This window comes from Pseudomonas sp. GD04091, assembly GCF_029836165.1.
Classification (GTDB): Bacteria; Pseudomonadota; Gammaproteobacteria; order Pseudomonadales; family Pseudomonadaceae; genus Aquipseudomonas.
The window spans coordinates 146,243-166,630 of sequence record NZ_JAOEBG010000011.1 but is presented as its reverse complement, the minus strand read 5'-3'; the positions used below and the strand labels follow the sequence as shown (position 1 = coordinate 166,630).

The 20,388-nt window shown below is 66.2% G+C and carries 23 protein-coding genes and 1 pseudogene; 18 read left to right on the top strand and 6 right to left on the bottom strand.

The genetic code is table 11. The annotated features are described in order from the left end of the window. Positions 1 to 532: 532 nt before the first annotated feature. Positions 533 to 910 carry a metalloregulator ArsR/SmtB family transcription factor gene (locus N7422_RS15670; protein WP_008786737.1) on the bottom strand — a complete coding sequence of 126 codons (378 nt, stop codon included), beginning with the start codon at positions 908 to 910 and terminating at the stop codon, positions 533 to 535. A gap of 43 nt (positions 911 to 953) precedes the next feature. After that, entirely contained in the window at positions 954 to 2,051 is a 1,098-nt protein-coding gene (locus N7422_RS15665) for a cation diffusion facilitator family transporter (RefSeq protein ID WP_008786738.1), read from the bottom strand. Between the two features lie 224 nt (positions 2,052 to 2,275). Between N7422_RS15665 and N7422_RS15660 the strand changes: the two genes are divergently transcribed. Both N7422_RS15660 and N7422_RS15655 read left to right on the top strand, forming a co-directional pair. Next, positions 2,276 to 2,533, top strand: a complete 258-nt coding sequence (locus N7422_RS15660) for a metal-sensing transcriptional repressor (protein ID WP_019396551.1) — start codon at positions 2,276 to 2,278, stop codon at positions 2,531 to 2,533. Positions 2,534 to 2,542: 9 nt separating this feature from the next. Continuing rightward, positions 2,543 to 3,853, top strand: coding sequence for an MFS transporter (locus tag N7422_RS15655; RefSeq protein WP_008786740.1), 1,311 nt, complete (start codon positions 2,543 to 2,545; stop codon positions 3,851 to 3,853). Positions 3,854 to 3,891: 38 nt separating this feature from the next. Here the strand turns inward: N7422_RS15655 and N7422_RS15650 are convergent, their stop codons facing one another. Further along, entirely contained in the window at positions 3,892 to 4,248 is a 357-nt protein-coding gene (locus tag N7422_RS15650) for a metalloregulator ArsR/SmtB family transcription factor (RefSeq protein WP_008786741.1), read from the bottom strand. A 238-nt stretch (positions 4,249 to 4,486) separates the two neighbouring features. Here N7422_RS15650 and N7422_RS15645 point away from each other — a divergent pair, with 238 nt between their 5' ends. From N7422_RS15645 to N7422_RS15630, 4 genes are all read left to right on the top strand, one after another. Next, entirely contained in the window at positions 4,487 to 6,982 is a 2,496-nt protein-coding gene (locus N7422_RS15645; RefSeq protein WP_008786742.1) for a heavy metal translocating P-type ATPase, read from the top strand. Between the two features lie 15 nt (positions 6,983 to 6,997). Next, entirely contained in the window at positions 6,998 to 7,477 is a 480-nt protein-coding gene (gene cueR / locus N7422_RS15640; RefSeq protein ID WP_008786743.1) for a Cu(I)-responsive transcriptional regulator, read from the top strand. Between the two features lie 16 nt (positions 7,478 to 7,493). After that, positions 7,494 to 7,832 (top strand): ISC system 2Fe-2S type ferredoxin, encoded by a 339-nt coding sequence (fdx, locus tag N7422_RS15635; RefSeq protein ID WP_008786744.1) that lies wholly within the window; start codon positions 7,494 to 7,496, stop codon positions 7,830 to 7,832. Positions 7,833 to 8,049: 217 nt separating this feature from the next. Further along, positions 8,050 to 8,808 (top strand): glutaredoxin, encoded by a 759-nt coding sequence (locus N7422_RS15630; RefSeq protein ID WP_008786745.1) that lies wholly within the window; start codon positions 8,050 to 8,052, stop codon positions 8,806 to 8,808. A 74-nt stretch (positions 8,809 to 8,882) separates the two neighbouring features. Here the strand turns inward: N7422_RS15630 and N7422_RS15625 are convergent, their stop codons facing one another. Both N7422_RS15625 and N7422_RS15620 read right to left on the bottom strand, forming a co-directional pair. After that, complete coding sequence (locus tag N7422_RS15625) at positions 8,883 to 9,077, bottom strand: heavy-metal-associated domain-containing protein (RefSeq protein WP_003821167.1); 195 nt, start codon at positions 9,075 to 9,077, stop codon at positions 8,883 to 8,885. A 57-nt stretch (positions 9,078 to 9,134) separates the two neighbouring features. Beyond that, positions 9,135 to 9,509 carry an Lrp/AsnC ligand binding domain-containing protein gene (locus tag N7422_RS15620; protein ID WP_008786746.1) on the bottom strand — a complete coding sequence of 125 codons (375 nt, stop codon included), beginning with the start codon at positions 9,507 to 9,509 and terminating at the stop codon, positions 9,135 to 9,137. On the opposite strand from N7422_RS15620, the pseudogene N7422_RS15615 reads away from it, so the two are divergent. The 3 genes and pseudogenes from N7422_RS15615 to N7422_RS15605 form a co-directional block, all read left to right on the top strand. Next, positions 9,466 to 9,624, top strand: a pseudogene (locus N7422_RS15615) (4-hydroxyphenylpyruvate dioxygenase); the annotation flags it as partial. The gene N7422_RS15620 and the pseudogene N7422_RS15615 sit on opposite strands and share 44 nt — an antisense overlap. A gap of 286 nt (positions 9,625 to 9,910) precedes the next feature. Continuing rightward, entirely contained in the window at positions 9,911 to 10,855 is a 945-nt protein-coding gene (locus tag N7422_RS15610; RefSeq protein WP_008786747.1) for a LysR substrate-binding domain-containing protein, read from the top strand. Beyond that, the gene (locus tag N7422_RS15605; RefSeq protein WP_008786748.1) at positions 10,852 to 11,130 is read left to right on the top strand and encodes an EexN family lipoprotein; all 279 of its coding nucleotides are present in this window, start codon (positions 10,852 to 10,854) and stop codon (positions 11,128 to 11,130) included. Before N7422_RS15610 ends, N7422_RS15605 begins: the two co-directional genes overlap by 4 nt. Here N7422_RS15605 and N7422_RS15600 read toward each other — a convergent pair. Further along, positions 11,120 to 11,371 (bottom strand): hypothetical protein, encoded by a 252-nt coding sequence (locus tag N7422_RS15600; protein WP_124014400.1) that lies wholly within the window; start codon positions 11,369 to 11,371, stop codon positions 11,120 to 11,122. The two genes, N7422_RS15605 and N7422_RS15600, sit on opposite strands and share 11 nt — an antisense overlap. Here N7422_RS15600 and N7422_RS15595 point away from each other — a divergent pair. From N7422_RS15595 to trbL, 9 genes are read left to right on the top strand one after another with little or no spacing between them, the layout of a single operon-like run. After that, positions 11,366 to 13,369, top strand: a complete 2,004-nt coding sequence (locus tag N7422_RS15595) for a conjugal transfer protein TraG (RefSeq protein WP_019396555.1) — start codon at positions 11,366 to 11,368, stop codon at positions 13,367 to 13,369. The genes N7422_RS15600 and N7422_RS15595 overlap by 6 nt on opposite strands. Next, positions 13,366 to 13,830 carry a CopG family transcriptional regulator gene (locus tag N7422_RS15590; RefSeq protein WP_008786751.1) on the top strand — a complete coding sequence of 155 codons (465 nt, stop codon included), beginning with the start codon at positions 13,366 to 13,368 and terminating at the stop codon, positions 13,828 to 13,830. Before N7422_RS15595 ends, N7422_RS15590 begins: the two co-directional genes overlap by 4 nt. After that, positions 13,827 to 14,879 carry a P-type conjugative transfer ATPase TrbB gene (gene trbB, locus N7422_RS15585; RefSeq protein ID WP_019396556.1) on the top strand — a complete coding sequence of 351 codons (1,053 nt, stop codon included), beginning with the start codon at positions 13,827 to 13,829 and terminating at the stop codon, positions 14,877 to 14,879. Before N7422_RS15590 ends, trbB begins: the two co-directional genes overlap by 4 nt. Continuing rightward, positions 14,876 to 15,259: a TrbC/VirB2 family protein gene (locus N7422_RS15580; RefSeq protein ID WP_008786753.1), complete on the top strand. Its 384-nt coding sequence runs from the start codon at positions 14,876 to 14,878 to the stop codon at positions 15,257 to 15,259. The genes trbB and N7422_RS15580 overlap by 4 nt, the downstream gene beginning before the upstream one ends. Next, on the top strand, positions 15,256 to 15,528 hold the full coding sequence (locus N7422_RS15575; RefSeq protein WP_008786754.1) for a VirB3 family type IV secretion system protein: 273 nt from the start codon (positions 15,256 to 15,258) through the stop codon (positions 15,526 to 15,528). Before N7422_RS15580 ends, N7422_RS15575 begins: the two co-directional genes overlap by 4 nt. Before the next feature lie 12 nt (positions 15,529 to 15,540). Further along, entirely contained in the window at positions 15,541 to 17,994 is a 2,454-nt protein-coding gene (trbE, locus tag N7422_RS15570; RefSeq protein ID WP_008786755.1) for a conjugal transfer protein TrbE, read from the top strand. Continuing rightward, positions 17,991 to 18,716 (top strand): P-type conjugative transfer protein TrbJ, encoded by a 726-nt coding sequence (trbJ, locus tag N7422_RS15565; RefSeq protein ID WP_008786756.1) that lies wholly within the window; start codon positions 17,991 to 17,993, stop codon positions 18,714 to 18,716. Before trbE ends, trbJ begins: the two co-directional genes overlap by 4 nt. Positions 18,717 to 18,728: 12 nt before the next feature. Then, the gene (locus N7422_RS15560) at positions 18,729 to 19,013 is read left to right on the top strand and encodes a hypothetical protein (protein ID WP_008786757.1); all 285 of its coding nucleotides are present in this window, start codon (positions 18,729 to 18,731) and stop codon (positions 19,011 to 19,013) included. Further along, positions 19,010 to 20,380 carry a P-type conjugative transfer protein TrbL gene (gene trbL / locus N7422_RS15555; RefSeq protein ID WP_021221531.1) on the top strand — a complete coding sequence of 457 codons (1,371 nt, stop codon included), beginning with the start codon at positions 19,010 to 19,012 and terminating at the stop codon, positions 20,378 to 20,380. Before N7422_RS15560 ends, trbL begins: the two co-directional genes overlap by 4 nt. The last annotated feature ends 8 nt before the right edge of the window (positions 20,381 to 20,388 follow it).

Here is a 20,388-nt window from a genome sequence, read left to right as displayed (position 1 = left end):
GGGCGCCGCGGCCTTGCCCTCGTCCTTGGCGTCGCGGGCGGCAATCGCTATGCCCCCGACGGCTGCGATGACGCCTGCCACCACAACGATTCTGATTTTTTTACGCATGGAAGTGCCCCTTTCTTGGATGCAGGACTCCGGCCCTTCCGAAGCGCTCTGCAGAAATTTGTGTGGAGGCTAGGCGTTACAACGAAGGCAAGGTCAAGCCCTTTGGGTTGCCCTAGCGGGCAGGCTGCATGGACAAGGTGGTGGGAAAACCCCGCGTCGTCGCTGTGGCCACTCCGACATCCAGCTCACGAGTGCCGTTGTGCGGTTGAACCGGTCGGTCTTGTGGGTGATTGCGAGCGCGGGAGGCTCAGGCGTCCAAGCTGCCGCTGCCCATTGCTGTGCCTGCGCGGCATCCCGGCGCCCAGGCAGGGCCCGCGATTCAGGGTGTTGCGCCCAGGCCGCATCGAGGACGTCCTTGAGGCTAACCGGCGGCGTGGGTACCGGCGCCTCGCAACCTGCCATTCGCCTGGGTGCTTGGGCCTGGTCAGTCGTCGGCTTTGTCCTCGGAAATGTGGACCGCCATGTCCTGCAGCACCTGGCTGACGTGCTGGTCCGCGATGCTGTAGAAGATGTGCTTGGCTTGGCGTTCGCCGCGCACGAGGCGCGCACCGCGCAGCAGCCGCAGGTGATGGCTGACCAGAGACTGCGACAGGTCGAGCGCTTCGGCGATGTCCCCCACGGCGACCGAGCCATGCATGCACTGCAGCAGGATCTTCAATCGCGATTGGTCGCCCAGCAGGCGGAAGGTCTCGGCCAGAACAGCGACGTCACTTTGCGACATTGCGAGGGCATCGGTCGCCGCGTCGTGGCTGGTGGTCGAGCATTGCGCGGTGTCGGCGCTGGTGGTTTTGCGGGACGTCATGGATGCAAATCCTCAAGTGGAGTGCGAGCCGGCTCGCGCGGCCTCAATGCCTGTGACCAGGAGCGGAATGGTCGTGGTCATGGCCGTGGCTGTGCCCGCCGCCATGCTTGTGATTGCCATGATCATGGCCGCTGTGGTCGTGCCCGCTGTGGTCATGACCGCTGTGATCGTGGCCGCTGTGGTCCTGACGCTCCGACGTGGGCTGCAAGCTGCAGACGTTCTCGTCGGTGCCCGAGTTCCAGTCGATCCCGACCGTGGCGTGTTCGATGCTGAATTGCTCTCGAAGCACCGCTTCGACGCGCTTGACCACGGCGCGTGCTTCCTCGTCCACGTTGGGGCGAACGTGCAGCGTGGCCATCGTGCGCCCGGAGGTGAGCTGCCACACGTGAACGTGGCTGACGGCCGCCAGGCCCGGCACGGCGCCCATCAGGCCTTGCTCCACCTTCTCCGGCGAAGCATCCTCCGGCGCGCCTTCCAGCAGGATGTGGATCGACTTGGCGAGCAGCTTCCATGCGCTGCGCAGGATCAGCGCCGCGACCAGGACCGACAGGATGGGATCGATCGGCGTCCAGCCCGTGAGGTAGATGACGATCGCAGCGACGATGGCGCCGACCGAGCCGAGCAGGTCGCCCATCACGTGCAGGATGGCCCCCTTCACGTTGACGTGATCGGTCTCTCCGCGGGTCATGATCCACAGCACGAGCACGTTCACCAGCAGGCCGAGCACGGCGACGATCATCATCGGGCCGGCCAGGATCACGGGCGGCGCCTGCAGCCGCTCCCACGCCTCGTAGGCGATCCAAGCGACGATCGCGAACAGGGTCACGGCGTTCAGGAAACCGGCGATGACCTCGAAGCGCAGGTAGCCGAAGGTGCGCTTGCTGTCGGCCGCGCGGCGGCCGAACCGGAATGCTGCGTAGGCCAGTGCGAGCGCCGCGGCGTCGGTCAGCATGTGGCCCGCGTCGGCCAGCAAGGCCAGCGAGCCCGACAGCACGCCTCCGACGGCCTCCACGACCATGAAGCCGAAGATCAGGAAAAAGGACAGCAGGACCTTGCGCTCGTTGGCGCTGGTCACGGTCGGGGTGTGGTCATGATCATGGTCGTGATCGTGACCATGGTCATGTGCGTGGGATTGGGACATGGGGCCTCGGGAAACTGGGTCTTTGACTGTGGCTCAAAATATAACACATGAACATGTTTTCATGTGAATTGTTGTACACATTTGTGTTCGCGTCTCACCACGGCCGGGATGCCGCTCCGGGCAATTGCCTTAGCCTGGCTCGGCGACCATTCCCCCCGCCTGGCAAGCAGCCGTTGATCTAACATCCAGTGGCAGTATCCCCCCTGGGGGGATATGATTTCAGCATGGAAGACATGCATAAGCACACCACCCATCCCGACCTGGTGAAGCGGCTCAAGCGCGCCGAGGGGCATCTGCGGCACGTCATCGGGATGATCGAAGGGGGAGAAACCTGCCTCGACATCGCCCGCCAGCTCGCGGCGGTGGAAAGCGCGGTGACGGCGGCCAAGCGCGTCCTGATCCACGACCACATCGACCACTGCCTGTCCCATGACGAGGACTCCGTTCTGACCGAAATGAAGGCGCTGACCAAACTGCTCTGAGGCCGTCCGATGCTCTCCGTCCTGAATAACCGCACCTACCGCCACCTGTTCACCGCCCAGGTGATCGCGCTCGTCGGCACCGGCCTGATGACGGTGGCGCTCGGCCTGCTGGCCTACGAGCTGGCCGGCGCGGATGCAGGCGCGGTGCTCGGGACGGCGCTGGCCATCAAGATGCTGGCCTACGCGGGGGTCGCGCCGGTCGCGCAGGCCTTCGCCGACCGGCTCCCGCGGCGCTCGCTGCTCGTGGCGCTGGACCTCGTGCGAGCGGCCGTCGCGCTGTGCCTGCCCTTCGTCACCGAGGTCTGGCAGATCTACCTGCTGATCTTCGTTCTGCAGGCGGCATCCGCCGGCTTCACGCCGACCTTCCAGGCCACCATCCCGGACATCCTTCCCGACGAAGAGGACTACACGAAGGCGCTGTCGCTGTCCCGGCTGGCCTACGACCTGGAAAGCCTGATTTCCCCGATGCTGGCCGCCGCGCTGCTGACCGTCATCAGCTTTCACAACCTGTTCGCGGGAACGGTGCTCGGTTTCCTCGTTTCAGCCGCTCTCGTGGTCAGCGTGCGGTTGCCCACGTCCGTCCCCGGCCCGCGCCGCGGCATCTGGGAGCGAACGACGCGCGGCACGCGCATCTACCTCGCCACGCCTCGCCTGCGGGGCCTGCTGGCGATCAGCCTGGCCGTCTCGGCGGCCGGCGCGATGGTGATCGTGAACACGGTGGTGCTCGTGAAGGCGCGTTTCGGCCTGGGCGAAGTCGAGGTGGCGTGGGCACTGGCGGCGTTCGGAGGCGGCTCGATGGTGGCCGCCTTCGTCTTGCCGTCCCTACTGGAGAAAGTAGCCGACCGACCCGCGATGCTCACCGGCGCCGCTGTCCTCGTCGTGGGCACGGCGATCGGCGCACTGCTGCCGAGCTATGCGCTGTTGCTGCCGCTGTGGCTGGTGATCGGCTTTGGCTACAGCGTGGCGCAGACGCCATCCGGCCGTCTTCTGCGCCGCTCGGCCCACGCCGAGGACCGTCCAGCGATCTTCGCGGCCCACTTCGCGCTGTCGCACGCCTGCTGGCTCATCTGCTACCCGCTGGCCGGACGCTTCGGCGCGGCCATGGGGCTGCAATCGACGTTCGTCGTCATGTCCTTGATCGGCCTAGCTGGCGTGGCGCTGGCGCTTCGGCTGTGGCCGGCCAGCGACCCGTCGGACTTGGCCCATGACCATCCGAACCTGTCGGCGGATCACCCCCACTTGCGTCAGCACGCGAACCAAGGCGGGCACCATCACGTGCTGGTCGTGGATGACTTGCACCGGATCTGGCCGAAAGGATAGGCCTCACGGGACGCGGTAAGGGCTGTTTCGCACCAAGGCTAGTCGTCGCTGTTGTCCTCAACGATGTGGATGGCCATGTCCAGCAGCACCTGGCTCACGTGCTTGTCCGCTACCTCATAGAAGATCTGCTTGGACTGGCGCGCGCCCTTGACCAGACGGGCTCCACGCAACAGTCGAAGGTGATGGCTGACCAACGACTGCGAGAGTTCGACGGCTTCCGCGATGTCGCTTACCGACGTGGACCCCTTCATGCAGCACAGCATGACCTTGAGCCGCGACGGATCGCCCAGGAGCCGGAAAGTCTCGGCCAGGATGGTCACGTCATTCTGTGACAGGGAGGCCAGATCGGTGCTTGGGCCCTTCGGTGGGGCACTGGCTGGTTTGCGTGGAGTCATCTCTCAAAAATTCCTACCCTCGAACGGCTGTTCGTGCCCTTCAGGATCAACGAGGCTGCGACCGCTTGAGCGCGCGCACAGCCCGGGACCAGGGCGAGCCTGGCGACCAAGGCCCCTCGTTTCCCCCGTGCGCCGGGCCATTTCTGAAACCTGACAGTACCCGAAAAAAGCGCTTGACCTTCCCACGATGGTAAACCCTAAGCTCCCCCATGTCGAATATCAACTATGGGAAACAACCATGAGCATGCCAATAACGAGTGATGCTCGTGCCACCGCAGCAGCGATCAGCCTACCCATCGAGGGCATGACCTGCGCGAGCTGCGTCGGCCGAGTCGAGGCCGCCCTGGCCAAGGTGCCGGGCGTGGACAGCGTGTCCGTCAATCTCGCCACCGAGCGGGCGGACATCCGCCTGGCCAGTCCTGTCGATCGCATCGCGTTGATCCAGGCGGTCGAGAAGGTCGGCTACGACGTGCCGGCTGGCACCGTCGAACTGGCGGTCGAGGGCATGACCTGCGCCTCCTGCGTGGGCCGCGTCGAGAAGGCACTCAAGGCCGTGCCCGGCGTCACCGAGGCCACGGTCAACCTCGCGACCGAGCGTGCCACCGTGCGCGGCGTGGCCGCCGTGGCGGACCTGATCGCGGCCATCGAGAAGGTCGGCTACGAGGCCAACCCGGTGGATACCGGCGCGCAGGCCGACGAGGAAGCCGCCGAGAAGAAGGACGCCGAGCGCGCCGAACTCAAGCGCGACCTGACCCTGGCCGCCGTGCTGGCGCTGCCTGTGTTCGTGCTCGAAATGGGCTCGCACATGATTCCCGGCATGCATGAGTGGGTGGCTTCCACCATCGGCATCCAGCAGAGTTGGTATCTGCAGTTCGTGCTGACCCTGCTGGTGCTCGCCATTCCGGGCTGGCGCTTCTACGAGAAGGGCTTCCCGGCGCTGTTCCGCCTGGGTCCCGACATGAACTCGCTGGTCGCGGTCGGCACGGCCGCAGCCTTCGGCTATTCGATGGTCGCCACATTCGCGCCCAGTCTGCTGCCGGCCGGCACGGTGAACGTGTACTACGAGGCGGCCGCCGTCATCGTGGCGCTGATCCTGCTGGGCCGCTTTCTTGAGGCACGGGCCAAGGGCCGCACCTCCGAGGCCATCAAGCGCCTGGTCGGCCTGCAGGCCAAGGAGGCGCACGTGCTGCGCGACGGCCGCATCGTGGACATCCCGATCAACGACGTGGCGCAGGGCGACATCGTGGAAGTGCGCCCCGGCGAGCGCGTGCCGGTCGATGGTGAAGTGACCGAGGGCCGCAGCTTCGTGGACGAGTCGATGATCACCGGCGAGCCGATTCCCGTCGAAAAGGCGGAAGGCAGCACCGTGGTCGGCGGCACCGTCAACCAGAAGGGTGCGCTGACGCTGCGTGCCACCGCCGTGGGCGGTCAGACCATGCTGGCGCAGATCATCCGCATGGTCGAGCAGGCGCAAGGTTCCAAGCTGCCGATCCAGGCCGTGGTGGACAAGGTGACACTGTGGTTCGTGCCCGCCGTCATGCTGGCCGCCGTGCTGACCTTCCTGGTCTGGCTGGTGTTCGGCCCGTCGCCCGCGCTGTCCTTCGCGCTGGTCAATGCCGTGGCGGTGCTGATCATTGCCTGCCCGTGCGCCATGGGTCTGGCGACGCCGACCTCCATCATGGTCGGCACGGGCCGGGGCGCCGAGATGGGCGTACTGTTCCGCAAGGGTGAAGCCCTGCAACTGCTCAAGGACGCCAAGGTGGTGGCCGTGGACAAGACCGGCACGCTGACCGAGGGCCGCCCGGTCCTGACCGACCTGGAGATTGCCGACGGCTTTGACCGCAACCAGGTGCTGGCGAAGGTCGCCTCTGTCGAATCGCGCTCGGAGCATCCGATCGCACGCGCCATCGTCGAGTCGGCCGTGGAAGGTGGCATCGCGCTGCCGACGATGACAGACTTCGATTCGGTCACGGGCATGGGCGTGCGCGCCACCGTGGACGGCGCGCGTGTCGAGGTCGGTGCCGATCGCTTCATGCGTGAGCTGGGGTTGGACGTGAGCGGCTTCGCTCGCACGGCCGAGCGCCTGGGCAATGAGGGCAAGTCGCCGCTGTACGCCGCGATCGACGGCCGACTGGCCGCCATCATCGCGGTGGCCGATCCGATCAAGTCCAGCACGCCCGCGGCCATTGCCGCGCTGCACCAGCTCGGCCTGAAGGTGGCGATGATCACTGGCGACAACGCGCGTACCGCGCAGGCCATCGCCAAGCAACTGGGCATCGACGAGGTGGTGGCCGAAGTGCTGCCCGAGGGCAAGGTCGAAGCCGTGCGCCGCTTAAAGGCCACCCACGGCCAGATCGCCTACGTGGGTGACGGCATCAACGATGCGCCGGCGCTGGCCGAGGCCGACGTGGGCCTGGCGATCGGCACCGGCACCGACGTGGCGGTGGAGTCGGCCGACGTGGTGCTGATGTCCGGCAACCTGCAGGGTGTGCCCAACGCCATCGCGCTGTCCAAGGCCACCATCGGCAACATCCGCCAGAACCTGTTCTGGGCGTTTGGCTACAACACGGCCCTGATCCCGGTGGCCGCTGGCGTCCTATACCCCGCATACGGTGTGCTGCTGTCGCCGATCTTCGCGGCCGGAGCGATGGCGCTGTCCAGCGTGTTCGTGCTCGGCAACGCGCTGCGCCTGCGCCGCTTCCAGCCGCCGCTGGCGGCGGATACCGCTCATTGAGAAAGGAGGAACACCATGAACATCGGTGAAGCATCCAAGGCCTCGAAGGTCTCGGCCAAGATGATCCGCTACTACGAGCAGATCGGCTTGATTCCCCCGGCCGACCGGAACGATTCGGGCTACCGCGCCTATAGCCAGGACGACGTACACCGGCTGCACTTCATCCGGCGTGCGCGCGACCTCGGCTTCTCGGTGGCCGAGATCACGGACCTGCTGGGACTGTGGAACGACAAGTCGCGCCGGAGTGCCGACGTCAAGCGCCTGGCGCAGCAGCACATCTCCGAGCTGGACCGGCGCATCGCGAGCATGTTGGAGATGGCCGAGACGCTCAAGGCGCTGATCCGGTGCTGCGCCGGCGACGAACGGCCCGACTGCCCGATCCTGCACACGCTGGAGCAACTCGATACCAGCGACGACGAGCCCGAAGCGCGCACCGGCGCCGTGCCACGGCGTGCAAGTGGCAACGCAGCGGCAAAGAAGCCGCGTGCGCACTGAGCAGCCGGGAGAGACCATGCCCAAGATCACCGTCTTGCCCCATCCTGAACTGGCGCCCGAGGGCGCCGAGCTGAACGTGCCGGTCGGCACCTCGATCTGCGAGGCGCTGCTAGACAACGGCATCGAGATCGAACATGCCTGCGACATGAGCTGTGCCTGCACGACCTGCCACTGCATCGTGCGCAAGGGATTCGATTCCCTCAACGAGGTCGAGGAGTGCGAGGACGACCTGCTTGACCGGGCCTGGGGGCTAGAGGCGCAATCGCGCCTGAGCTGCCAGGCCATCGTGGCGAACGAGGACCTGACCGTCGAGATCCCGAAGTACACGATCAACCATGCCAAGGAGAACCACTAGGACCCAGCGTGCCGCCGCGGGCGCGCCGGCCTGCGGCGGGGTTGCTCTGGCAGACGGAGGACTGACGGCGTTGCAGCCTGACGACCGCCCCGGGAGCCAGATGCCTACACCCCCTTGCACCACCGCCGGTTAGGCTGGAAATGTCGTCAAAGTCCTTCAATCCGTGATAGTCGGCGCTGCGGCCGGCCCATGAAAAGTCCCACAGGAGAAGTCCAGCATGTCTGCGCCCAAACAAGCCACGCTCTACCGGATGGTCATGCCCGGCCATACCTGCCCCTACGGGCTGAAGTCGCTCGATCTGCTCAACCGCAAGGGCTACGAGGTCGAGGACAAACACTTGGCGAGCCGCGAGCAGACGGATGCGTTCAAGAAGGAGCATGGCGTCGAGACCACGCCCCAGGTCTTCATAAACGGGCGGCGCGTGGGCGGCTACGACGACCTGCGCAAATTCTTCGGCATGTCCGTGAAGGACAAGAACGCCGTGACCTACACCCCTGTGATCGCGCTGTTCGCCATGGCGGCCGCGATGGCGCTGGCGGCGAGCTGGGCGGCCTTCGGCCAGCTCTGGAGCATTCAGGCGGCAGAGTGGTTCGTGGCCTTTGCCATGTGTCTCCTGGCGCTGCAGAAGCTCAAGGACGTGGACGGCTTCGCGACGATGTTCCTCAACTACGACCTGCTGGCCAAGCGCTGGGTTCGGTATGCCTATTTCTACCCGTTCGCGGAGGCCATCGCAGGCGTCCTGATGGTCGCGGGCGTGGGGATGTGGGTGTCGATTCCGTTGGCGCTGTTCATCGGGACCGTCGGGGCCGTGTCGGTTTTCAAGGCGGTCTATGTCGATCGCCGGGAACTCAAGTGCGCCTGTGTGGGCGGGGACAGCAACGTGCCGCTGGGCTTCGTGTCCCTGACCGAGAACCTGATGATGGTGGCGATGGCCCTGTGGATGTGGGCCAAGGTCGCCTACCTTGGGATGCACTGAGCGCCGCGCCAGGTACGGCGCAGCGCACGTGCTCGCATCGGCCGTCCTGTGTGCAGGCCGGCCACGACGCGGTGTTACTGCGCGCGCGGCGGGAAGCCAGCTTCGCTCAGGGCCGCGGCGATCTGCTCTTGCGAGGCCGAGGTCTGGACCTCGACACGGCGGGTCGGCGGGTCCGTGACGATCTTGGCGTTGGGGTCGATCGTTTGGATCGTTTTCGTAACGGTGCGGGCGCAGCCGCCGCAGGTCATGTCTTCGAGATGGAATTGCATGGAAAACTCCTTTCGGGTTGGGGTGTTTGAAGTCTGGTCCTTGCCACGGTTGGAAGGTCAAGCGCTATTTGCATCCCCGCTACACCAATCGGCCGAATGCTCATAGGGCAAGGCCGTGGTGCTCTTTACCCGATCCAGCACGAAGCTTGTCTTGCAGTCCTGCACGCTGGGGTGCTTGAGCAGCGTGTCGAGCACGAAGCGAGAGTAGTGAGCCATGTTCCTGACGACCACCCGCAGCAGATAGTCCATGTCGCCGGTCAGCGCATGGCATTCCACGACCTCCGGCCATTTCTGGACCGACGCGCGGAACACGTCCATGGGATTGCGCTTGTGCGAGTCGGAGTGCTTTTCGAGACGCACGTTCAGGTAGGCCGTGAGCGTGAGGCCGATCTTCTCCGAGCCGCTGCTCGGCCCGGTGTTCTTCGAGTTCATCGAGCGCAAGGGCAACTACCGCGAGGGCTTCGGCGAAGGTAACTTCGGTGCCTTGTTCGAGTCGATGGAGCGCGACCAGATCAACCGCGGCGCGCTGGAAATCAACCCAGCCTGATTCGGGCTTTCCCCCTGAAGGCATAGCACCTTCCGCATCTCGCGAGCCCCGGTGGGGCTCGCACTATTTTGGCAAGCGGCCTCCACGATGCCCATTGGCCCTCGTGCAGCTTGCACCATTCATCTCCTCACAATCGAACATCACCACGGCACGGTGCAGGCTTCTTTGACTAATATATGAACACATGTATAATTGTTTATTCAATATTTGGCCTCAGCTCGACTGGTGCTACAGCAGGCGTGCATCTCGTCCCCCGAATCAACATGGATCATGGAAGGACAAGACTATGGAACTTCGTCACTTGCGCTGCTTCATTGCGGTTGCTGAGGAACTCCATTTCGCCCGCGCTGCCGAGCGGCTGCACATCGAGCAGTCTCCACTGTCACGGGCCATCAAGGAACTGGAAGAAGAACTGGGCGTGATGCTGTTTGCCCGCACCACGCGCAGCACTCGGCTGACCCGTGCGGGCGAGCTGTTTCTGGAGCACGTGCGCCGCGTGCTCTCCGCCTTGGAGCAGGCACGCGATAGCGTGAAAGCGGCAGCAAACGGTTTTCATGGCCAGTTGCGCGTGGCATTGTCCGACGGCATCACGCCGTCGCGCCTTTCTGCGTTGCTCGTACTTTGCCGCCAGGAAGAACCCGAGGTCGAAATCCGGTTCTTCGAGGTGCCCCTATCGCAACAGATCAAGGGGCTGCATAGCGATCTGTATGACGTAGGGTTTGCTCAATCCGACGAAGTGGGCGACGGTATCGTCGCCACGCCCGCATGGAGCGATGCGCTGATGGTGGCCGTGCCAGCTCGGCATCCGCTTCTGGCCCACAAGCGCATCCCCTTGGATGAGTTGCTTCGCTATCCACTGGTTCTGTGCGATCCACAGGCATGTGAGGGCCATGCCAAGCAAGTTGAACGGGTGTTGCGCCGTGCGGATGTGGAGCCACTGATTGCAGAGAGGGTTTCGTCCACCGACCTGATGATGGCCCTAGTCTCGGCCGGTTTTGCGCTCGGCCTAGCAGGCAGTGCACACATTGCCGCCAGCCGTGAGCCGGGTGTAGTGGCCCGGCCGCTAGCTTCGCGCGTGTCGCCCCTCACGACCTATCTGTTGCGGCTGGACGGAGATCCGTCCGACGAGTTGGCGCGGTTTATTGAGCGCGCACAGGCCATCGAACAGCCGGAAACCCCCAGGCCCATACGAGGCCGTAATCCCGATCACCCGGAGGAACTGACGCCATGAAGAAGATCATCCCATTCTTGCTGGTTGCCGTGTTGACTGCCTGCGGCCAGTCCGATGGGCCACAGAAGTCCGCCGGTTCCGCAGCCAACATCCCGACAGTGGAAGAGCTGGCGGCCAACCCCGAACGGCTCAAGGAACTGCGCCAGCAGTGCAAGACCGACCGCCCCAAGCTGGGCGACGTGTTGTGCAACCGGGTGGCCGAGGCCACGCGCAAGCGGTTCTATGGCGACGGGGAAACGCCCTACACACCGCCGAAGGAGCCGCCTAAGTTTTGATCGTGGCCGCTTCGCCACGAATATTGGATTTCCTGACCGACACGCCGCAACGCGCCTGCGCTTGCGACGTTTTTCGTTGGCTCGCCACCGCGCTAATTCTTTCTTTTTGCTCGATCTTTCTGCTTAAAACGGTCTTTGACCGGCACTGACGCGGCACCGATCCTGACGCCTCCGGCACGTCCTTGTGCCGCTTTTTCCATGAGGAATCGGCGCAGGAGAAATCGGAGGCCAGGTCATGCAAGGGACGAACGTGCTGTTCGGTCAGATCGCCGTGGTATTCGGCATCGTGATCGCCGGAGTGTGGGGTGCCACACAATGGACAGCAGCAGCCCTTGGCTATCAAGTACGCCTTGGCTCGCCCTGGTTCGATCTTCTTGGCACGCCGATCTATCACCCGTGGAAGCTGTTTGAGTGGTGGTTTTCTTACGGCGCCTATACCCCGGAAATCTTCGACACCGGCGGAGCCATCGCTGGCAGCAGTGGCATGGTCGCCGTGGCCGTCGCCATTGCCATGTCGGTCTGGCGCTCGCGGCAGGCACGCCTTGTCACGACCTACGGATCGGCCCGCTGGGCGAACGCGCATGACATTCGCAAGGCGGGCCTCACGCAGCCAGAGGGCGTGTTCCTCGGCCAGCACGACCGCCAGTACCTGCGCCATGAGGGGCCAGAGCATGTCCTGACGTTCGCACCCACGCGCTCGGGCAAGGGCGTCGGCCTGGTGGTGCCGACGCTGCTTTCTTGGCCCGCGTCCGCCGTCATCCACGACATCAAGGGCGAGAACTGGCAGATCACCGCAGGCTGGCGCTCGCGCTTCTCGCATTGCCTGCTGTTCAACCCCACGGATGCGAAGTCGGCGGCCTACAACCCGCTGCTGGAGGTGCGGCGCGGCGCGCATGAAGTGCGCGACGTGCAGAACATCGCGGACATTCTGGTCGATCCCGAAGGCGCGCTGGAGAAGCGCAACCATTGGGAAAAGACCAGCCACGCGCTGCTGGTCGGCGCGATCCTGCATGTGCTCTACGCGGGCGAAGACAAGACGCTGCGCGGCGTCGCCAACTTCCTCAGCGACCCGGCCAGCCCGTTCGAGCTGACCTTGCATCGAATGATGACCACGCCCCACTTGGGCGAGGGGCCGCATCCGGTAGTCGCGTCGGCGGCGCGTGAAGTGCTCAACAAGTCGGACAACGAGCGTTCCGGCGTGTTAAGCACCGCCATGTCGTTCCTCGGCCTGTATCGCGATCCCACGGTGGCCGAAGTCACCTCGCGCTGTGACTGGCGCATCGCCGACCTGATCGCGGCCGAGCATCCGGTGTCGCTGTACCTGGTGGTGCCGCCTTCGGACATATCGCGCACCAAACCGCTCATCCGCCTGATCCTCAACCAGATCGGGCGACGCCTCACCGAATCGCTGGACGGCAGCGACGGCATCGAACGCCGCCACAAGCTGCTGCTGATGCTCGACGAGTTCCCGGCCCTGGGGCGGCTCGACTTCTTCGAGACAGCCTTGGCCTTCATGGCGGGCTACGGCATCCGCAGCTTCCTCATCGCGCAGTCACTCAACCAGATCGACAAGGCGTATGGACAGAACCATTCCATTCTCGACAACTGCCACGTCAGGGTGACGTTCGCCACCAACGACGAACGCACCGCCAAGCGCATTTCCGAGACGCTGGGCACTGCGACCGAGCTGCGCGCGCAACGCAACTACGCGGGCCACCGGCTCGCGCCGTGGCTGGGCCACCTCATGGTGTCGCGCCAGGAGACGGCCCGCCCGCTGCTGACGCCGGGCGAGGTGATGCAGCTTCCGCCGGACGATGCCGTAGTGATGGTGTCCAGCATGGCGCCGATCAAGGCCCGGAAGCTGCGCTACTACGCCGACGCCAATTTCAAGCAGCGCGTGCTGCCGCCGCCCGAGCTGGCGGACGGCCGGTACGCCGACGCGCCGCCACTGCGCCCCGACGACTGGAGTGGCCTGGCGATTCCTGCCGTGCCTGCCGCGCCTGCGGCCGATGCCGCCGAAGGCTTCCGGGCGTCGGCCGACGACGGCGGCCCGCGCCGTCAGCCCGAGCTAACTGAGGCCGTCGCCTACGACCCCGAGCTGGCCGCGCCCGCGGCCGACCTCGGCCTGCTCGATGACGACGACGACCTGCCGCTTCCCCTTCCTCGCCAGCTTGATCCGGCCATGCAGCGCACGGCCCGGCTGGCGTCCCTCGACCCCAACGACGGAATCGAGCTATGAGCCACTATCGCCTGAACCTCTTTATCCAGCCCGAGCACGCCCAGCGGCTCGATGAACTGGCCGCCAAGAAAGGCGTGTCCAAGTCCAGCATCGTCGCCGCTGCCTTGGCGTCCTGGCTGTCGCCGGACGCGGCCGACCAGCGCGAGGCGGCCATCGCCAAGCGCCTTGATCGCCTCTCGCGCCAGGCCGAGCGAATGGAGCGCGACCAGAGCATCGCCATCGAGACGCTGGCGCTGTTCATCCGCTACTACCTGACCGTCAGCACGCCGGTTCCCGAGGCGCACCAAGAGGCGGCCCGCGCCTTGGGCAAGGCGCGTTTCGAGCAGTTCACCGAGCAGCTTGGCCGCCACCTGATGCGTGGGCGCAGCCTGGTGCGCGACGTGGTGGAGGAATTGCATCCCGATTCGGTGCGGATGGAGGACGCGGCGGCAGCCGCCGATGCGCAGGAGCGTGCGTCATGAGCGCCGTTTCCCAATCCATGAGTGCCACGTCGCTCGACCGGCGCATCCAGATGCTGCGCACGGCAATGGGGCCGCTGATCGCCACCGCGCTCGAAGACCCCGACGTGGTGGAAATCATGCTCAACCCTGACCGCACCCTTTGGGTGGATCGCCTGTCGTCGGGCCGCGCGCCTATGGGCGTGGAGCTGCCCGAAGCCGATGGCGAGCGAATCATCCGCCTGGTCGCGGCCCACGTCGGCGCGGAGGTGCATCGCGGCCAGCCGCTGCTGTCCGCCGAACTGCCCGAAACCGGTGAACGCTTCGAGGGCATCCTGCCGCCAGCCGCGCCGGGGCCGGCCTTCGCGCTGCGCAAGCGCGCCATCGGCGTGATCCCGCTGGAGCGGTACGTCGTGGACGGAATGATGACCGCCGCCCAGGCGGGCTTTTTGGTGCGCGCCGTGCGCGAGCGCCAGAACGTCCTGATCGCGGGGGCCACCAGCAGCGGCAAGACGACCTTGGCGAACGCGCTGCTGGCCGAGATAGCTGCCACGGGCGACCGCGTGCTGGTGCTCGAAGACACGGTGGAGCTGCAATGCGCGGCCCGCGACCACGTTCCGCTGCGCACGCGCTCCGGCGTGGTGTCCATGACCGAGCTGGTGCGCTCGTCCATGCGCCTGCGACCTGATCGCGTCGTCGTCGGCGAGGTACGCGGTGCCGAGGCGCTGGATCTCATCAAGGTGTGGGGCACCGGCCACCCCGGCGGCGTCGCCACGATCCACGCCGGCTCCGCGCTGGGCGCGTTGCTGCGCCTGGAGCAACTGATTCTCGAAGTGGCGGTGAATCCGCCGCGTGCGCTGATCGCCGAGGCGGTCAACGTGGTGATCCAGATCGCCGGGCGCGGACGCAAGCGCCGCATCGAGAACATCGCCCGCATCGTCGGCTTCGACGGCGTGGGCTACCAACTGGTGGACGCGCTGGAAACGCCGTTTCCCGAGCTGCCGCCGATCCCTGATGCCGCACCCGCTGCGGCGACTTCCTCGTCCCCTGACCAACCTGGAGAACTGCTATGACGCAGATGACCATTCCTGCTTTCCGTGTTTCCGTAAATCCGGCTTTGCGCCTTGCACGGCTGCGCTGCCTGGCCCGCCCTGCGGGGCGAGGGCTGCTGCTGGCCGCGCTGTTGCTGTTCCTGGCTGGCACCGCGCAGGCCGCTGGTTCCTCGATGCCCTGGGAAGGCCCGTTGCAGTCGATCTTGGAGTCGATTCAGGGGCCGGTGGCGCGCATCGTCGCGGTCATCATCATCATTGCCACGGGCCTCGCGCTCGCCTTCGGCGACACGTCGGGCGGCTTTCGCAAGCTGATCCAGATCGTGTTCGGCCTGTCCATCGCGTTCGCGGCTTCGAGCTTCTTCCTGTCGTTCTTTTCGTTCTCGGGCGGGGCTGTCGTATGAGCGGCCCGGATAGCTTCGCGGCCGGGTTCGAGGTGCCTTTGCATCGCTCGCTCACCGAGCCGATCTTGCTGGGCGGCGCACCGCGCACCGTGGCGATTGCCAACGGCACGCTGGCCGCCGCCGTCGGGCTGGGCCTGCAACTGTGGATTCCTGGCGTGGTGCTCTGGATCGTCGGCCATTCGCTGGCGGTATGGGGTGCGCGCGTCGATCCGCAGTTCATGGCCGTGTTCGCCCGGCACATCAAGCACCGCCCGCTGCTGGACGTGTGAGGGGACGCCGCCATGCTGAACCTCGCCGAATACCGCCAGCGCCCGGCCTTGCTCGCCGATTGGCTGCCGTGGGCCGGGCTCGTCGCGCCGGGTGTCGTCTTGAACAAGGACGGCAGTTTCCAGCGCACGGCCCGGTTTCGCGGGCCTGACCTCGACAGTGCCACGCAAGGCGAGCTGATCGCCACGTCGGCCCGCTTGAACAATGCGCTGCGCCGGCTGGGATCGGGCTGGGCGCTGTTCATCGAGGCCGAACGCAGCGCCGCCGCGGACTACCCGCACTCAGAGTTTCCGGAGGCGCTGTCGTGGCTGGTGGACGAAGAACGCCGCTCGGCCTTCGAGGACACCGGCCATCACTTCGAGAGCGGCTATCACTTGACGCTGGTGTACCTGCCGCCTGAAGAATCGCGCGCTCGTGCCGCCAAGATGCTCTACGAGAACACGCCGACGAATGGCGTGGACTGGCGCGAGCGGCTGCAAGCCTTCGTCGCGGAAACGGATCGGGTCTTTGACCAGCTCGATGGCGTCATGCCGGAAATTGCCTGGCTCGATGACGCGCAGACCCTGACCTACCTGCACGCGACCATCTCGACGCGACGCTATCGCGTCGGTGTGCCCGAGGTGCCTTTCCACATCGACGCGCTGCTGGCCGACTCGCCGCTGGTTGGCGGCCTGGCCCCCATGCTGGGCGACCGGCACCTGCGCGTGGTGTCGGTGCGGGGCTTTCCGACCTCGACCTGGCCGGGGATTCTGGACGACCTCAACCGCCTCGGATTTGCGTATCGCTGGAGTACGCGCTTCCTCTGCATGGACAAATCCGAGGCGGAAAAAGACCTCGCCCGCCTGCGCCGCCAGTGGTTCGCCAAGCGCAAGAACGTCATCGCGCTGCTGCGCGAAACGATCTTCCAACAGGAGTCGCCGCTGGTGGACACGGATGCCTCGAACAAGGCGACCGATGCCGATGCCGCGTTGCAGGAGCTGGGCAGTGATCAAGTCGCCTTCGGCTACCTCACCGCCACGGTGACGGTGCTCGATGCCGACCCGGCCGCAGCCGACGAGAAGCTGCGCATGGTGGAGCGCGTCATCCAGGGCCGGGGCTTCGTGACCATCTCCGAAACGCTCAATGCCGTGGATGCGTGGCTGTCCTCGCTCCCCGGCAACGCCTATGCCAACGTGCGCCAGCCGATCGTCTCGACGCTGAACCTGGCGCACATGATGCCGGTGTCGGCCGTGTGGGCCGGCCCCGAGCGCAACGCGCATCTGGACGGCCCGCCTCTCATCGTGACGCGCACCGATGGCGCCACACCGTTTCGCTTGGTCACGCACGATGGCGACGTGGGCCACATGCTGGTGGCCGGCCCGACGGGCATGGGCAAGTCAGTGCTGCTCGCCACGCTGGCGATGCAGTTCCGCCGCTACCTCGGCTCGCGCATCTTCGCGTTCGATATGGGGCGTTCGATGCGCGCCACGATCCTCGGGCTTGGCGGCGAGCACTACGACTTGGGCACGGACGGCGAAATCGCCTTCCAGCCGCTCGCCCGCATTGACCGCGAAGGCTACCGCACCTGGGCCGCCGAATGGATCGAAGGCCGTTTGCTGCATGAAGGCGTAGCAGTCGGCCCGGACGAGAAAGCCGCCATCTGGTCGGCGCTGGGCAGCTTGGCCGGTGCGCCCGTCGAGCAGCGCACGATGACCGGCCTGTCGGTGCTGCTGCAATCGAACGCGCTGCGCCAGGCGCTCGCGCCCTATGTGCTGGGCGGCGCGCACGGCAAGCTGCTGGATGCCGACCACGACCGGCTGGGCATGGCGGACGTGCAGGGTTTCGAGATGGAGGAGCTGATGCACAGCAAGGCCGCCGTCATGGCCGTGCTGCATTACCTCTTTGCGCGCTTTGACGAACGCTTTGACGGTGCGCCCACGATGCTGATCCTCGATGAAGCGTGGCTGTTCCTGGATGACCCGGTGTTTGCCGCGCGCATCCGCCAGTGGCTCAAGACGCTGCGCAAGAAAAACGTGTCGGTGATCTTCGCCACGCAGTCGCTCGCGGACATTAAGGATTCGAGCATCGCGCCCGCAATCATCGAGAGCTGCGCAAGCCGCATCTTCCTGCCGAACCCGCAGGCGACCGAGCCGCAGATTCGCACGATCTACGAGGGCTTCGGGTTGAACTCGCGCCAGATCGAGATCGTCGCCACCGCGCAACCCAAGCGCGACTACTACTACCAATCCCGCCTCGGCAACCGCCTGTTCGACCTCGACCTGGGGGCGGCGACGCTGGCCTTCGCGGGCGCTTCCACGCCGCAAGACCAGCGCGACATAGACCGCGTGCTGCTGGACGCCGGCACGCCCGGCTTCGCGGGTGCCTGGCTGCGCCATCGCGGCCTCGATTGGGCGGCTGACCTGCTGCCCTCGTTCCCCGGCCTCGCGCCGGATTCCCTCGCTGACCAACCACAGGAGATCCTGCCATGAAGAAGCGCCTTGTCGCCGCTGCCATCGCGGCCATGCTTTGCACCGCCACTGCCCATGCGCAATGGGTCGTGATCGACCCCACCAACCTCGTGCAGAACACGATGACCGCGATCCGCACGCTGGAGCAGATCAACAACCAGATTCGCCAGCTCCAGAACGAAGCGCAAATGCTGATGAACCAGGCGCGCAACCTCGCCAGCCTTCCATCCAGCGTGGTCGGCCAGTTGCGCGCCAACCTGGCGACGACCGAGCGGCTGATCGCCCAGGCCCGAGGCTTGGCCTACGACGTGACGAATCTGGATCGGGAGTTTGCCCGCCTGTACCCGGAGCAGTACGCCGCCACCGTCAGCGGCGACCAGATGTACCGCGACGCCCAGGAGCGGTGGAAGAACACGCTGGGCGGCTTGCAGACCACCATGCAGATGCAGGCGCAGGTGTCGCAGAACCTGGGCGAAGACGAAAGCGTGCTGGCCGATCTGGTCGGCAAGAGCCAGTCGGCGCAAGGCGCGTTGCAGGCGATGCAGGCCATGAACCAGTTGCTCGCCTTGCAGGCCAAGCAGTCGATCCAGTCGCAGCGGCTCCAGATCACGCAAGACCGGGCCGCCTCGCTGGAACTGGCGCGGCAGGCGGCGGCCACCGAGCGCGCCCGCGAAGTGCGGCGGCGCTTCCTCGGGGAAGGCACGCCGTACACGCCGCAGTCCGTCAACTTCTACCGCGACTGACAGGAGGCCGCCATGCGATGCGTCCTCGTCCTTGGTGCCGTGCTGCTGGCCGCTTGCGGCGAGCAGCCGGCCGACAACCTCGCCGATGCCCTGGCCGCCGATCGCGTGCGGCTCAAGGCATTGCGCGCGCAATGCGCGGCCGACCGGCAGGCCACGGGCGAGGACGCTTGCCGCGCCGCCGCCGAAGCCTTCCGGCGGCGCTTCTTTTCCGGCGAGGCCGGGCCGGATGAATACCAGACGCTGGCCGACCTGCCGCCGATCCCGCCCAGCTTCGAGGAACCGGAGGGCACGCCATGAATGACGTGACCATCATCGACCAGTTCCTCAACACCTTCGCCACCTACATCGACTCGGGTTTCGGGCTGCTGCGCGGCGAAGTGGCGTTCCTCACGGCCACGCTGATCGTCATCGACATGACGATCGCCGGGCTGTATTGGGCCATGAGCCACGCCACCGGCCAAGGCGATGACGTGATCGCCAAGCTGCTGCGCAAGGTGCTCTACGTCGGTGCCTTCGCCTACATCCTCAACAACTTCAACTGGCTGGCCAGCATCGTGTTCCGCTCGTTCGCGGGGCTGGGCATCACCGCCACCGGCTCGGCCATCACGATGGAGAACTTCTTGCAGCCGGGCCGGCTCGCCAAGACCGGCATCGACGCCGGGGCGCCGATTCTGGAGCAGATCGGCGAGATGGCGGGCTTCCCCGAGGTGTTCGCCAATCTCGATCCCATCGTGGTGATGTTCCTCGCGTGGCTGGTCGTGGTGCTGTGCTTCTTCGTGCTGGCGATCCAGCTTTTCATCACGCTGATCGAGTTCAAGCTGACCACGCTCGCCGGGTTCGTGCTGGTGCCGTTCGCGCTGTGGAACAAGACCAGCTTTCTCGCCGAGAAGGTGCTGGGCAACGTCGTGGCCGCTGGCATCAAAGTGCTGGTGCTGGCTGTGATCGTCGGCATCGGCTCGGGCCTGTTCGCGCAGTTCCAAGTCCACCCCGCCGAGCCGAACATCGACCACGCGCTGGTCATCATGCTGGCCTCGCTCACCTTGCTCGCGCTCGGGATCTTCGGCCCCGGCATCGCCACGGGCCTTGTGTCCGGCGCGCCCCAGCTCGGCGCGGGCGCGATGGCCGGTGCCGCCGTCGGCGCGGCCGGAACGGCAGTGGCTGTCGGTGCTGCCGCGACGGGCGTGGGCGGCGCGGTGGCCGCTGGCGCGCGCATGGCCCCGGCTGCCGCCAAGCTGGCCGGCAGCGGCGCGCGTGCCGCCACGTCGGCGGCTGGCAGCGCGAAGTCGGCGTTCCAGGCGGGTTCCGCTGCCGCCGGCGGCGGTGCCAAAGGCGCGATGGCGGGCTTGGGCAACGTCGCCAAGACCGGCGCGCAGTCTGCCGGACGCGCTGCCGCATCCCGCGCTTCCGCTGCCGGGCAGCGCATGGCCGCACCGTTCCGCGCGGGCTGGAACGGCGACGCTGGCGCGTCAGCCGGCCAGGCCGCCACCAGCGAAGCGCCGGCAGGCGCTGCCGCTGCACAGGCGCCCGAGCAGCCCGCTTGGGCCAAGCGGCTGCATCGCCGCCAGCAGCTCACCCACGCCGCGACCACCGCTGCCCACGCGCTGCGCGGTGGCGACGGCGGCGGCTCCGGGCAAGGCCCGAGCCTGCGCGGCTCCGACGACTGACGCGATTC

Bases quoted from the DNA above. Each gene is read 5' to 3' on its own strand.
- N7422_RS15590 (WP_008786751.1), top strand. From the start codon at position 13,366: ATGAGCCACTATCGCCTGAACCTCTTTATCCAGCCCGAGCACGCCCAG.
- trbL (WP_021221531.1), top strand. From the start codon at position 19,010: ATGAATGACGTGACCATCATCGACCAGTTCCTCAACACCTTCGCCACC.
- N7422_RS15660 (WP_019396551.1), top strand. From the start codon at position 2,276: ATGGAAGACATGCATAAGCACACCACCCATCCCGACCTGGTGAAGCGG.
- N7422_RS15580 (WP_008786753.1), top strand. From the start codon at position 14,876: ATGACGCAGATGACCATTCCTGCTTTCCGTGTTTCCGTAAATCCGGCT.
- N7422_RS15650 (WP_008786741.1), bottom strand. From the start codon at position 4,248: ATGACTCCACGCAAACCAGCCAGTGCCCCACCGAAGGGCCCAAGCACC.
- N7422_RS15610 (WP_008786747.1), top strand. From the start codon at position 9,911: ATGGAACTTCGTCACTTGCGCTGCTTCATTGCGGTTGCTGAGGAACTC.
- trbE (WP_008786755.1), top strand. From the start codon at position 15,541: ATGCTGAACCTCGCCGAATACCGCCAGCGCCCGGCCTTGCTCGCCGAT.
- cueR (WP_008786743.1), top strand. From the start codon at position 6,998: ATGAACATCGGTGAAGCATCCAAGGCCTCGAAGGTCTCGGCCAAGATG.
- N7422_RS15665 (WP_008786738.1), bottom strand. From the start codon at position 2,051: ATGTCCCAATCCCACGCACATGACCATGGTCACGATCACGACCATGAT.
- N7422_RS15595 (WP_019396555.1), top strand. From the start codon at position 11,366: ATGCAAGGGACGAACGTGCTGTTCGGTCAGATCGCCGTGGTATTCGGC.
- N7422_RS15605 (WP_008786748.1), top strand. From the start codon at position 10,852: ATGAAGAAGATCATCCCATTCTTGCTGGTTGCCGTGTTGACTGCCTGC.
- fdx (WP_008786744.1), top strand. From the start codon at position 7,494: ATGCCCAAGATCACCGTCTTGCCCCATCCTGAACTGGCGCCCGAGGGC.
- trbJ (WP_008786756.1), top strand. From the start codon at position 17,991: ATGAAGAAGCGCCTTGTCGCCGCTGCCATCGCGGCCATGCTTTGCACC.
- N7422_RS15560 (WP_008786757.1), top strand. From the start codon at position 18,729: ATGCGATGCGTCCTCGTCCTTGGTGCCGTGCTGCTGGCCGCTTGCGGC.
- N7422_RS15670 (WP_008786737.1), bottom strand. From the start codon at position 910: ATGACGTCCCGCAAAACCACCAGCGCCGACACCGCGCAATGCTCGACC.
- N7422_RS15645 (WP_008786742.1), top strand. From the start codon at position 4,487: ATGAGCATGCCAATAACGAGTGATGCTCGTGCCACCGCAGCAGCGATC.
- N7422_RS15620 (WP_008786746.1), bottom strand. From the start codon at position 9,509: ATGAACTCGAAGAACACCGGGCCGAGCAGCGGCTCGGAGAAGATCGGC.
- trbB (WP_019396556.1), top strand. From the start codon at position 13,827: ATGAGCGCCGTTTCCCAATCCATGAGTGCCACGTCGCTCGACCGGCGC.
- N7422_RS15630 (WP_008786745.1), top strand. From the start codon at position 8,050: ATGTCTGCGCCCAAACAAGCCACGCTCTACCGGATGGTCATGCCCGGC.
- N7422_RS15655 (WP_008786740.1), top strand. From the start codon at position 2,543: ATGCTCTCCGTCCTGAATAACCGCACCTACCGCCACCTGTTCACCGCC.
- N7422_RS15625 (WP_003821167.1), bottom strand. From the start codon at position 9,077: ATGCAATTCCATCTCGAAGACATGACCTGCGGCGGCTGCGCCCGCACC.
- N7422_RS15575 (WP_008786754.1), top strand. From the start codon at position 15,256: ATGAGCGGCCCGGATAGCTTCGCGGCCGGGTTCGAGGTGCCTTTGCAT.